Origin of the sequence: Acinetobacter sp. YH16032, assembly GCF_013417345.1 — a bacterium.
Lineage (GTDB): Bacteria > Pseudomonadota > Gammaproteobacteria > Pseudomonadales > Moraxellaceae > Acinetobacter.
In genome coordinates, this window is record NZ_VPEE01000004.1 from 33,702 (window position 1) to 46,485 (window position 12,784).

General features: G+C 37.6%; 13 protein-coding genes. 9 read left to right on the forward strand and 4 right to left on the reverse strand.

Going from position 1 to position 12,784, the window contains the following annotated elements; genetic code table 11:
• Nucleotides 1-186 precede the first annotated feature (186 nt).
• Nucleotides 187-810, forward strand: a complete 624-nt coding sequence (locus tag FTV32_RS04525; protein WP_180028051.1) for a LysE family translocator — start codon at nt 187-189, stop codon at nt 808-810.
• A gap of 133 nt (nt 811-943) precedes the next feature.
• Nucleotides 944-2,062 carry a DUF6670 family protein gene (locus FTV32_RS04530; RefSeq protein ID WP_180028052.1) on the forward strand — a complete coding sequence of 373 codons (1,119 nt, stop codon included), beginning with the start codon at nt 944-946 and terminating at the stop codon, nt 2,060-2,062.
• 61 nt (nt 2,063-2,123) lie between these two features.
• Here the strand turns inward: FTV32_RS04530 and FTV32_RS04535 are convergent, their stop codons facing one another.
• Complete coding sequence (locus tag FTV32_RS04535; protein WP_035267298.1) at nt 2,124-2,480, reverse strand: hypothetical protein; 357 nt, start codon at nt 2,478-2,480, stop codon at nt 2,124-2,126.
• A gap of 75 nt (nt 2,481-2,555) precedes the next feature.
• Nucleotides 2,556-3,524, reverse strand: a complete 969-nt coding sequence (locus FTV32_RS04540) for an MBL fold metallo-hydrolase (protein ID WP_180028053.1) — start codon at nt 3,522-3,524, stop codon at nt 2,556-2,558.
• Nucleotides 3,525-3,691: 167 nt separating this feature from the next.
• On the opposite strand from FTV32_RS04540, the gene FTV32_RS04545 reads away from it, so the two are divergent.
• Nucleotides 3,692-5,284 carry a DUF6119 family protein gene (locus tag FTV32_RS04545; protein WP_180028054.1) on the forward strand — a complete coding sequence of 531 codons (1,593 nt, stop codon included), beginning with the start codon at nt 3,692-3,694 and terminating at the stop codon, nt 5,282-5,284.
• Nucleotides 5,285-5,339: 55 nt separating this feature from the next.
• Here FTV32_RS04545 and metG read toward each other — a convergent pair whose 3' ends face one another.
• Entirely contained in the window at nt 5,340-7,397 is a 2,058-nt protein-coding gene (metG, locus tag FTV32_RS04550; protein ID WP_180028055.1) for a methionine--tRNA ligase, read from the reverse strand.
• 184 nt (nt 7,398-7,581) lie between these two features.
• On the opposite strand from metG, the gene FTV32_RS04555 reads away from it, so the two are divergent.
• Nucleotides 7,582-8,388, forward strand: a complete 807-nt coding sequence (locus FTV32_RS04555; protein WP_180028056.1) for a hypothetical protein — start codon at nt 7,582-7,584, stop codon at nt 8,386-8,388.
• A 149-nt stretch (nt 8,389-8,537) separates the two neighbouring features.
• Nucleotides 8,538-8,888: a hypothetical protein gene (locus FTV32_RS04560; RefSeq protein ID WP_180028057.1), complete on the forward strand. Its 351-nt coding sequence runs from the start codon at nt 8,538-8,540 to the stop codon at nt 8,886-8,888.
• Nucleotides 8,889-8,928: 40 nt separating this feature from the next.
• Here the strand turns inward: FTV32_RS04560 and FTV32_RS04565 are convergent, their stop codons facing one another.
• Nucleotides 8,929-9,207: a hypothetical protein gene (locus FTV32_RS04565; RefSeq protein ID WP_180028058.1), complete on the reverse strand. Its 279-nt coding sequence runs from the start codon at nt 9,205-9,207 to the stop codon at nt 8,929-8,931.
• Nucleotides 9,208-9,583: 376 nt separating this feature from the next.
• Here FTV32_RS04565 and apbC point away from each other — a divergent pair, with 376 nt between their 5' ends.
• The 4 genes from apbC to dcd all read left to right on the forward strand — a co-directional run bounded on the left by apbC (nt 9,584) and on the right by dcd (nt 12,716).
• On the forward strand, nt 9,584-10,867 hold the full coding sequence (gene apbC / locus FTV32_RS04570) for an iron-sulfur cluster carrier protein ApbC (RefSeq protein ID WP_180028059.1): 1,284 nt from the start codon (nt 9,584-9,586) through the stop codon (nt 10,865-10,867).
• Nucleotides 10,868-11,010: 143 nt separating this feature from the next.
• Nucleotides 11,011-11,166 carry a hypothetical protein gene (locus FTV32_RS04575; protein ID WP_155756999.1) on the forward strand — a complete coding sequence of 52 codons (156 nt, stop codon included), beginning with the start codon at nt 11,011-11,013 and terminating at the stop codon, nt 11,164-11,166.
• 272 nt (nt 11,167-11,438) lie between these two features.
• A complete protein-coding gene (locus FTV32_RS04580; protein ID WP_180028060.1) occupies nt 11,439-12,032 on the forward strand; it encodes a LysE family translocator in 594 nt (197 codons plus the stop codon).
• Nucleotides 12,033-12,146: 114 nt separating this feature from the next.
• Nucleotides 12,147-12,716: a dCTP deaminase gene (gene dcd, locus FTV32_RS04585; RefSeq protein WP_004694514.1), complete on the forward strand. Its 570-nt coding sequence runs from the start codon at nt 12,147-12,149 to the stop codon at nt 12,714-12,716.
• Nucleotides 12,717-12,784: the final 68 nt, after the last annotated feature.

Sequence of the window (12,784 nt, forward strand, 5' to 3'; positions counted from 1 at the left end):
ATGACTTGTCTATTTTTATAAAATCAATTGTATTTAATTTATACAGTAAACTAATTCGCTAAAAATAATAAAATAAATAGTGAATAATTTTAATATTTAAAAAAATCACTCAAATAATTAGGGAAATATTCATAAGGCTTCCAAGTAGAATAACGCTATAAATCAATCATCTACTATGGAATTAATGTGGAATCAATTTGGATTTTAGGTTCGATTGCAGCAGCACTTTTACTGGGCGCAATGAGTCCGGGGCCGACTTCAATCTATGTCGCTAAAAATTCAATCGCTATTTCGCGTAAACATGGTTTATTTACTGCACTGGGAACTGGTCTCGGTGCTGCGATTTTTGGTTTATTGGCAGTATTAGGTTTACAGGCATTCTTACTTGCAGTGCCTTCAGCATATTTGGCTTTGAAAATCTGCGGTGGATTATATTTATTGTTTTTGGCTTATAAAATCATTAAACATGCCAAAGATCCAATCGAAGCTGATCATTCTGCATCGCATCCGATGAGTTTACGACGTGCATTTACCACAGGCTTAATTACTCAATTGTCGAATCCTAAAATTGCGATTGTACTTGCCAGTATTTTCACAGCTTTATTACCCAAAGAGATTCCGTTGTATTTTTACTTTGTGTTACCAATGCTGTGCTTTTTTATCGATGCTGGTTGGTGCTCGTTGGTGGCGGTTGCATTATCAGCGGAAAAGCCGCGTGCGGTATATTTAAAATTTAAGAAAGTATTTGATCGTGGTGCGGGCATTGTGATGTCTGTGCTCGGATTGAAATTGATTTTTGGTGTGAAGTAGATCACATTTTTAATCTTGTCTAACAATTTTTATGATCTGACCTGAATTCACATTTGCCAGTCCTGATCAGCTATAAAGAACTGAGGAGAGGTTGTTTAGGGTGTAAATATCTCTCATTGTTTGTGAGTTTGTTATGTATTCTCTCCTCAGTAGTCCTTCCAAAAATAAAAGTCTACAACAAAAGTTCTACTATCAATTGGGTCAAATGGCCAAAAACCTTTTGGGTGCAGTAGAGCCAGAAGAACAAGCACTTTTACCGCGCGAATATAATTTAGATGCGCATGTTTTTCATCGTCAATTCGCGAGTACGCATTATGGAATTATGATTCCAGATTTGCCTGAGCCTTTTCGATATTTGTCCTATGCTTCTGTCATTGGTGATGTTGGTGCGAAGATAACGCATTTACCCAAGTCGATTTCGGGTCTTAGTCCTGAAAATACCGCTACTTTGGTCCATGGAACAGCCTTATCGACAGATGAAGAAGCCTTTCGCATTTATAATATTCAAGACGACATTGTATTTCATCAAAAGCCATTTAAGGTTGAGTTTGGTCGAGAATCTTTCCTTGCTGAAATTGAAGGGAGTTATCATCTAGTATCTGAACGTGATGATCTGCAAGTTGATCTTTGGTTAACCCCAACGCCTGCCATTACGTGGTTTGCACATAGCATGTTATATCAGCACTTTAGTGTATTGATGCAATATGACGGTCATCTCACCCAACTTGGAAAACGTGTTGAAGTTAAAGGATTGTGTACACTGGAACATTGGAAAGCAGTCTCTAGCTCAATGTTGCCGAGTCCCATTAAACCGACCACAGGATTGGTGCCTTTAGACAGTTTTAGTTATCAAGTCATCAACATAGATGATGAGTCACAATTGGTCTTGGCCTATATCGGTTTTGCAGGTGAACCTACTTATACCGCCGTGTCTTATCGCCATATTGATGGTACTTCTATTCAATATGATGGTGAGGTTGCTTTTCAAGTGATTGCATTAAAGCCTGATCCGAAAATAACACCTGACGGTTTTGAGATGGAGGTGCCTCAGTCTTTTAGATGGATTGCACATCATCAAGGTGAGAAAGTGTTAGATATTCTTGCGGTGGCAGATACGGAATATTGTTATGGTTTAGCCGCAGGTTATGTGAGTTCTTATCAGTGGAGTGGTTTGCTGAATGGAACTGAATGTAAGGGGCGAGGTTATGTTGAATATATCGACCGAAGACAGAACGTAAATTTAGACACCTAATTTTTGATTTAAATACGCCCATAAAAAAGCCTCTAAACGTATTAGAGGCTTTTTTAAAATCTTATTTCTTACATTCAGGCTGTGAACGGTCAATTACTTGTGTACCTTCTACACGATAACCAATTTGACCAACAATGAATGCTTGATTCAATTGAGTGATCACCACATCAGAAAGAGCCACAGCGCAACGATTTTTTTCAATAGCACGATCTACAGCAGTTTTAAAGTTTGGAACCCCTAAAGGGAACAAGACAACTGGGACCTTATCTTCACCTGTTACACGTTCACCTTTCACGAACTGATTAGAGTTAAGATTGTAGTTTTTAGTTGAAGCAACTGTCATATCCGCCATACGAACTGAACAGCCTGTCGCCAATACTGAAGTTGCTGCGATAATTGAAATTAATAATTTTTTCATTAGTTTACCCCCGTTTTTAAGCGAGGGAACTTTAAATAAAAATACTTGAAATTTCAACCATTGCGTGACTTTAGTTTAATCTTTAAAGTGAACTGGCATCCACTGATAGCTTTGTCCGTCTTTGGAATAAATATGTCCAATACCCGGAAAAGGTAAATGCGGTGCTGCAATCAACTGCCCATCTTTGGCATATTCAGCAAAGTGCTTTAAGCGAGTTTGAATTGCAGTTTGTGGATCAATATCGAATTCAATTGCTGTTTCAGGTTTGTCGAATTGCAAGGTATGTGAATGCACAATGTCGCCAATAAACACAACGTCTTGATCATCAGCTTTCAGTTTAAAACTGTAATGTCCTGGGGTATGACCAAAGGATGGTTTAAATTCGACATCGCCGAAGCGTAAAGATTTGTCTGAAAAGACTTTAATCTTTTTAGCTTTTTCATATGGCGCAAGTGCTGCTTTGATTTTTTCAACTGTTCCTAAAAAGCCTGCTTGTTTGTCTTTTGGCAGTTTTTTTACGGTATTTGGACTCAGCCAATAGTCATATTCGGTTTTTGAAATATGCAGCGTTGCATTTGGATAATTCGCTACGCCGTTGTTTGAAATACCACACACATGGTCAGGGTGTAAGTGAGTGAGGAAGATACCATACACTTGCGTATGCTCATAGCCTGATGCTTTGAGGTTGTTATAGATTGAACCTAAGTGTGCGCCAAAGCAGCTTGCAGCACCGCTGTCGACCATCAATAGTTGGTTGCCTGTATTGATGAGAAAGGCATTGACTGAGGTTTGGATGCCTTTGTCGTTCACCGCTGCGTATTTTTTAAGAATCTCAGTTTTTTCACTGTCGCTTAAGCCTTTAAACATAGATGGATTGAGGTAGTTTGTACCATCGAGTAGGGCGGTGATTTGGGTGTTGCCGATTTGGTGATGATAGTAGCCCGAAACTTGTTTTTGTTGGGCAATAGTCGGTTCAGTCGCGTAAGTGGTGAGGGTTGTGGTGCTTAAAGCGAATGTGAGGAATAGGGGTCTTAGAGTTTTCATAGGATTTTTATAAGTTTTGAAGGGTTACTTCCTTTTTATCATATTTTTTTTATGAAATTTTGAAAGAGATAAATTAGATTATCTTTTCTAAAGACGAACGTGATAAACCACTTTACATTTTTTGTACAAATTTATAGGATCAGTAATTAATACAATTAGATGAAAAAATGATCAATACATACAATATATATAAATTAAAATTTTCTGAAATGAAGCAATTGCTTGAAAAACTAGAGTCAGTTGGTCTTGTAGAGCAAAAAACTCAAATTTATGACAATTATGAAATGACTTTTTATTTTTCAGAAAAAGTAGAAGGTAATGACGTTTGGTGGTATGAGACGTATAAAGATTTTTTGACGTCTCAAAATAACTCTCCAAAAAACATTTTCCATTTTGGTTTGTTGATTTGTAAAAATGAAGATGATCCTGAAGAAATATATGCTGTGAGTTTAGGTAAATCTCACTTCTATCTTGCAAAATTTATTGAACCAAATTTTGGGATAAATCTAGCTGTAAGGATGGGGGACGAGAAAACTACAATTCTTAAGAAAAGTAGATACTTTACAGGTACTAAAAGGCACGAGGTTTCTTCGTATGAGAACTTTAATATAAATAGCTATGAATCAGGCGAATCAGTTGAACATCTAAAAATTAAAGCTTCAAACTGTGACATATGGGGCGACAAAAATATTATTTTCGCTGATTCAGTGCAATTGAATGTAAATAAATCACCAAGTGAGTTAGCACAAATCCTAAATGAAATTTCTGATACTTTGGTCATTGAAGAAGTAATAAAACTACCAAAATTAGAGCCAGTTACTGATCCGAAGTTAATAACAGAGTTAGATTCTCAAATTATGGATTATTTGCAAGAGGATGTATCTGTAGGGATTGAAGAAATACATGTATCTGGAATTAATATTTCTTTTAGATTTAATGAATATAACTATGAACTAATTTACAGAAAAGAGCGTAAGCAACTTGCAAAACTTCAACTAGGAAATTCATTCGATACTTCTATAATTTCTAGTTTTATCAAAGAACATGATGTTCAAAATATTGATGATTTGCATGTGAAATTTAAGATAGAAGAAAGTGGTCGTTTCACACAACCATTAAAAGAAATTCTAGATTTTTGTACTTCATTTGAAGAAGCCCAATATTTTCTTAAATGTGGAAAATGGTTTAAATTTAATGAAACATTCACAGCATATTTAAAAAAATCATTAGAACAAATACCGCTAATAACTGGGCAGGATTTAATTGAAGAAGACTATTCAGCTTGGAAAATAAGTAAAGAAAGTCAAATTGAAAATGATGAAGATGTCGCTAATAAATTAACCTACCGTGAATATTATTTTAATGAGAATCTTAGTATTAATCATGGTTATACATTGCTTGATCGACAGTTGAAAGCCATACAATCTTTAGATGCTAAAGGGAAGAATTATAAAGTGGAAGTGGCTGATTTATTTAAAAATAATGAAATTATATCAGTTAAAATTTCGGAAAAACCTCAAGATTTAATCTATAACATAGAGCAGTCGAAAGGGGCTGTAGAACTAATTAAACAAGGAATAATTCAATTTGAAGGTAAACTTGAGTCAGCTGCCCTTTGGCTTGTATTAGAAAAACCTGTTTCATCTTTACTTGAAATAAATTCTATACAGTTTTTATTAGCCGTCGATTCATGGAAAAAAAGAGTAGAATTTTTTGGCTTAAAACCACAAATATATATTTCTAAACATATAAAAAATTGATTTATAAAAAAAGCCCCTACATCAGTAGAGGCTTTCTCTCATCTTAATCTAAAAATTAAGACACTTTATCACCCGGCTTCGCACCAGTTTCAGGTGAAATCACCCAAACACCTTCGCCATTACCCGCAGCCAATACCATACCGTTAGAGATCCCAAAACGCATCTTACGTGGAGCAAGGTTTGCTACCATCACCACCAATTTGCCTTTTAAGTCTTCAGGTTTGTAGAACTCACGAATACCGCTAAACACGTTACGTGGTTCAGCTTCACCGACGTTTAAAGTGAGTTGTAAAAGCTTGTCAGAACCTTCAACGTGAGCTGCTTCTAAAACTTCAGCCACACGTAAGTCAACTTTCATAAAGTCTTCGATACCGATAATTTCAGCTTCACCGACTTTTGGCTCAGCTTTCTTCTCTTTGGCTTTCTCTTTTTTCTTTTCAGCTTTTGGTGCTTCCGCAGGTGCAGCTAAAGAATCTTTAGATGCATCCACCATCGCAGCCACAGCTTTTGGATCTACACGTTGCATCAATGGTTGGAACAATGCGATTTCGTGTGCAACCAAAATTTGCTTACGAGATTCAAAGTTAAAGCTGTCTAATTGTAAGAACGCTTGAACTTGCTCTGCCAAAGTTGGCAATACAGGCGCAAGGTACACCGCCAATTGACGGAATAGGTTAATACCCACTGAACACACATCATGAACTTGTTGTTCTTCACCTTCAATCTTCGCTAAAGCCCAAGGCTTTTTCTCATCGATGTATTGGTTGGCTTTATCTGCAAGCGCCATGATTTCACGAATGGCAGTTGAGAATTCACGTGATTCGTATGCTTGCGCAATTGAATCACCAGCATCAATAAAGCTTTGAACCAATTCAGGCTCTGCACAAGTCGCAGACAATTTATTGTCAAATTTCGTGTTAATGAATTTCGCACAACGACTTGCGATGTTCACCACTTTACCAACAAGGTCAGAATTCACTTTTTGAACGAAATCATCAAGGTTCAAGTCAGAATCTTCAACTTTGTCAGAAAGTTTAGACGCAAAGTAGTAACGTAAATATTCAGGGTTTAAATGCTCTAAATACGTTTCCGCTTTAATGAACGTACCACGAGATTTTGACATCTTCTGACCGTTTACAGTCAAGAAACCGTTTACGAATAGGCTTGTCGGTGTACGGTAGTTGGCACCTTCAAGCATTGCAGGCCAGAACAATGCGTGGAAATACACGATGTCTTTACCAATGAAGTGATACACCTCATTTTTAGAATCTTTTTTCCAATAGTCATCAAAGCTTAAGTCAGGACGTTTAGTTTTGATGTAATTTTCAAAGCTCGACATATAGCCGATTGGCGCATCCACCCAAACATAGAAGTATTTATTTGGAGCATCAGGGATTTCAAAACCGAAGTAAGGCGCATCACGAGAAATATCCCAATCCGATAAACCTGCTTCAAACCATTCATCTAACTTGTTGGCAATCGACACAGGTAAACGACCTTCGTCACGTGTCCATTTTTGTAGGTATTCACCAAAGTTAGGTAGTTTAAAGAAGTAATGATCTGAAGATTTCTCGACAGGAGTCGCACCGCTCAAAGTTGATTTAGGATTTAACAATTCAGTTGCGTTATACGTTGTACCACATACTTCGCATGAATCGCCGTATTGATCTTCCGCTTTACATTTCGGGCATGTGCCTTTAATAAAACGGTCAGACAAGAACATGCCTTTTTCAGGGTCGAATAACTGGGTTACAGGACGAACTGCAATATTTCCTGCTTCACGGTTCTTAATATAAATCTCAGAAGCACGTGCTTGGTTTTCAGCGCTGTTGGTTGAGTCGTAGTGATCGAAATCAACCTTGAAGCCGGCAAAGTCACGCTCATGTTCTTTTTGTACATTGGCAATTTGCTGTTCTGGAGTAATACCGTTGGCTTCAGCACGTAGCATAATTGCTGTGCCGTGAGCATCGTCCGCGCAGACATAAGTCACGTTATGACCCATTGCACGCATCGCACGTACCCAAATATCTGCTTGGATATAACCGAGTAAGTGACCCATATGGATCGGGCCATTGGCGTATGGAAGGGCGTTAGTGACTAAGATATTACGCACGGATCTGACTCTCTCATTCGTATTTTATGCAATGGGCGATAATTTTACATGAGATAGGCGAGACTTGCATGAGCCTTTTGATGAATTCTTATTTATTAACAAAGTTAGAGCACGTGGAAAGGCTACTTTGTTACAGACTTATCAGGGATAATAGATATCCTGCTATTCACCTGAGTGTTTGACCATGTATGACGATTTTGATGATTATGAAGATGAGCAACCTGTAAAACGCATCAAATCGAATGTGCAGGGCTTACCAACTCTGGGTAAGCAAATTCTTAATCAGGCACAGGATTATCTTGATCAAATCTCACAAGACGAACATACACTTTTAGTCAATCATTTACGTGAACTTGCCCAGCAAGATGAATATTTTAATGTGCTTGCCGATCAGTTGGATCAACCTGTCGGTTCGAAAGTTGCCAATGATGCGTTAAACCTGATGCATTTTTGGCAACAAATTCATGCTTATGAAGATGTGCAAAGTTTTAACTTACTTGATGTTATTAACACTGAAGCTTTTCAAAAAGATGTGTTGACCGCTTTCGATGCTATACAGATCGATGAGCAGAATAAAGCCTTGCGTCGTCCTGTGATTATCGAAGCTTTTAAAATGTATAAACTCGGCTGTTATGCAGGTTGCGTACCATTACTTTATGCCCAACTTGAAGGTTTACTGACAGATGTGCTGATTCAACAAGGTTTCTTAAAGCAAAATGGCACGAAGTTAGTCGATGTTTATAAAATTGTACCGGGTTTAAAAGGCAATGAAATTAAGAGCCTTTGGCATAAATCTAAGATTGCCATTGAGCTTAATCCATACTTTGCAGAACTCGCGGCTTATAAAATGGATTCAAGCTCGAATGTGACTGCGACACGTCATAATATTTTGCATGGCACAGATGTCGAGCATTTCACACAAGCACGAAGCTTTATTTTATTTATTTGGTTGTTTTCTGCATTGAACTTTATGTCGAGTATTCGCTCCTAAATTCATCATTTTCAACTCAAAAAGTTACAGCGTAGTGGTGTTCTACATCATCATGTGAGAAATTGTAGTGATTCGAAACATTTACGATGAGCACAGCAAATCTTCGATATAACTAAGATTCACTATCAAAGCGATAAAGAGGATTGAAGATGTCGAATAATAAAATTGATGACTTAAAAAACAAAGCTTCAGAACTCGGCGATGATCTGAAATTGAAGGCGAAGGAAGCTGAGCTGAAAGGCGAGAAAGCATTGGATCAAGTGAAGCATGGTGCAGCAGAAGCCAAGCTTGAAGGTGAAAAAAAACTGAATGATCTAAAACATGATACGGAGCAACATTCTTCTGAAGCGCATTCAACTTTAGATGATTTAAAACATAAAGCGGTAGATTTGAAAGAGCAAGCAGCAGATAAATTGCATGACCTGAAAGATCAGGCGAGTGATAAATTTGCGGATCTTAAAGCAAAAGCATCAGAGAAAATTGATCAACTGAAAAAGTAAATTGATCACAAAAAAGCTCATCATCAGATGAGCTTTTTTTTTAATCTTTTCTAATCCATTCGATTTTTCTAATTTCATTATTCACCACAGTAAACGTGTAAATCAGATCATGAAATTCGTAGGTATAGCTATAAGCCGTAAAACGATTTTTTCCTTCTTTCCATTCATAATGTTGAGTTGAAGTCGGCGTCTGCTTCATGTGTGATCTTAGTTTTGCATAAGAGTCACCTAAGCTGATGATTTGTCCTGAAGGAGTACGAAAACTTCGGGATTCATTGGCGGCATAGCCTAAAGTTGGTAGAAGGAGTATTGTGCTCATTAAGGCAGTTATTGAGCGTGTTTTTAATTTAAGTTTCAGATTTCTTTGTTTTAAAGGCATATCGAAGTGTTATCTTGGTTTTATATTCTTTTCAATTTTAATGTGAAAAATTCGCTATTGTGTTGCTATTTGTTCAAAGCATGAATCACTTGCAACATGAATCAAGGCGTTTAACAGTGAAATCAAGTTTATAGCCTGTATCAATGACAGCATTCGCAATACGCCAATAAAAATAATAAAAAAGCTGACTAATTTAGTTGGAATTCGACTAACATATTTCTAATCAAACGGGGATCAATATATTGTTGCTTAACCTTGTTGATATTTCTCGTTAAACTATTCCTTTATCAGTTTCTGTCCAGACTTGGAGTACGGTATGTCGTGGCTTTCTTCACTCAAATCTGTTTTTTCACCCTCAAAGGAGGTGAATGAAGAGGCTGTACAACACGTATTACAACACTACGTTTTGCCGAATTCTGACAATTTTTTGAAAGATCGAATCACACAGGTCAATGTTGAAGGTGATGTACTGCAAATTACCATTAATACCGTGCCAAGTGAAAAAGATCAGTTACAGCAAATTCACGATGAACTTGCTGATGCTTTGGAAAAGTGTGGGATTAAAGAGCTGAATATGCATGTCATTCAGCAAAAAACAGGCAGTCATGCTCAACAACAAGGTGGTTGTGGGCACAACCATGCAGCAGGTGAAAGCTGTTCAAGCAAAAAAGCCGAAGCCCCAAAATCCAATCTGCCTCCTGTTGTAGATGCATCTGCAAGCCAAGATGCGGTAAAACAAGCGAATGCGAATTACCAACCTCAACAAGAAGAAGCACCGATTCAAAAAGCTGCACCACAGCAACGTGATGTACCTAAGCATCCACGTATCCAGAACGTGATTTTAGTTTCGTCAGGTAAGGGTGGTGTAGGGAAATCAACCACTACGGTAAATTTAGCTCTGGCATTACAAAAGCTCGGGCTGAAAGTAGGTGTGTTGGATGCAGATATCTATGGTCCAAGTATCCCAACGATGCTTGGCAATGCCGGTAAAACCCCAATGATCGAGGCAGAACATTTTGTACCGTTGGATGCTTTTGGTATGGCGGTGTTGTCAATTGGTCATCTGACAGGAGATCACAATACTCCTGTGGCTTGGCGTGGTCCAAAAGCAACAGGCGCATTGATGCAACTGTTCAACCAAACCCTTTGGCCTGATCTTGATGTATTAATGATCGACATGCCACCAGGAACAGGGGATATTCAATTAACTCTGGCACAACGTATTCCAGTGACCGGTGCAGTGATCGTGACGACACCACAAAATGTCGCATTGATGGATGCGACCAAAGGTATTGAATTGTTTAACCGTGTTCAAATTCCTGTGATGGGCGTGGTGGAAAATATGTCGACATATATTTGTTCAAACTGTGGCCATGAAGAGCAAATCTTTGGTACTGGTGGTGGCGATAAGTTATCGGAACAATACGATATTCCATTACTTGGACGTTTACCATTGAATGCGAAAATCCGAGAGCATGCCGATGAAGGTAAACCATCTGTATTGATTGGTGATGATGCAGCAGATAGTTATATTGAAATTGCACAGAAGATTGCAGCTGCATTGCCTAAAGCTGAAAGAGATCAAAGTCGGATTTTCTAAGTATTTGAAAAGACCCAATGTTAAACCTGTCTAAGTCTGACTTAGGCAAGTTTTTTTGTTGACCGTTCGTCGTTTTAGGATTATTTACTCTAATTTTTCTACCTAAAATATTTTGTGAAATTTCACGTTATATGGGTATAGAAATGCGTTCAATCACTGCAATGAAGATGGTTATGATTTCTCTCATTCTGTCAACGACAGCTTCTGCTGCCATTATTCCTTATGTTGATTATCCTAAAGAATTCCAAAAGAAATCTTTAAATATTCAGGTTCAAGAAGCTGAACAACAGTCAAATTAATGCTTGAACTCAGCATCACAGCGTGAATGGACTGTGATGCTGAATTTCATCGATGAAGAACGTGCTATAAGCATTTTTGCAAGAGTACATCATGTTTTTCGTTTCGATTACATTGTGTGACTTCAGAGTTATAATTTAAATGACAAACTAACCTGATGAAAAATATTACAAAAAAAATTGTGTTTCATTCTTGAGAAATTTTCACACAAATAATATTTTGCCAATTGAAATAATCCTGATTAATCTGAGCGCATTATCAGCGAGGTCATCCTATGATTTCATGGCTCTTTATTGCGTTGGTTACCACGATTTTATTCACACCCGGACCAACCAATACTTTACTTGCATCTTCAGGCATACAGGTAGGTATTAAAAAGTCATTTCGCTTAATACCCGCGGAAGCATTAGGTTATCTTATTGCCATCACTGCATGGGGATTTTTAATTGGTCGTGTCACCACTCATTTGCCAATTTTGCCAGTGATATTAAAATTATTTAGTTCATTCTATATTATCTATCTGGCCATCAAATTATGGCGCACTGCCAACGTAGAACATCAGTTGAATCAGCCCACCATCAAGGCTTCTGAATTATTCTGTGCAACTTTACTCAATCCTAAAGCTTTGCTTTTTGCCTCGGCTATTTTCCCTGCAATTGTTTGGGTGAGTGTAGATTATTATATTGCGCACATGTTGATGTTTATTTTATTGATCCTACCCATCGCTTTTATTTGGACACTCATTGGGTCGCTGTTAGCCAATAATAAAATTAAATGGGTAAACCAGTCCAATATGCAAAAAACTGCATCCTTAGTCCTGATGAGTTTCTCAATTCCAATGAGTTATTCGGCATTGTTAAGTCTTTAAGATGATTCACCGCAGCAGACTGAACAGGAATACAAATCGTGGGTTATTTCCATTGACGGGGTTTTCAGTTAAAGTACAGCGCAGTAATTGAATATGTATTCTGGGAATAAATAAATGGCTATTAAGTCTGATCGTTGGATTCGCGAAATGAGCGAAAAACACGGCATGATTGAACCGTATGCAGAAAACCAAGTTCGTTTAGATGAAAATGGTCAAAAACTCATTTCATATGGCGTTTCAAGCTATGGTTATGATGTTCGTTGTGCGCGTGAGTTCAAAGTGTTCACAAACGTTCACTCTGCTATTGTTGACCCAAAAAATTTCGATGATAAAAGTTTTATCGATATCGAAGCTGACGTGTGTATTATTCCACCTAACTCATTTGCACTTGCTCGTACAGTAGAATACTTCCGTATCCCACGTAATGTCTTGACGGTGTGTTTAGGGAAATCAACCTATGCACGTTGCGGTATTATTGTAAACGTGACGCCACTTGAGCCAGAGTGGGAAGGTCATGTGACCTTGGAATTTTCAAATACAACCAATTTACCTGCACGTATTTATGCTGGTGAAGGTGTTGCTCAAATGTTGTTCTTTGAGTCTGATGAAGTGTGCGAAACATCTTATAAAGATCGTGGTGGAAAATACCAAGGTCAAACAGGTGTAACTTTACCTAAAACCTAAGTATTGAATTGTAAGACTTCATGCAAAAAGCAAACTCAATGAGTTTGCTTTTTTTATAAGTATTTGAA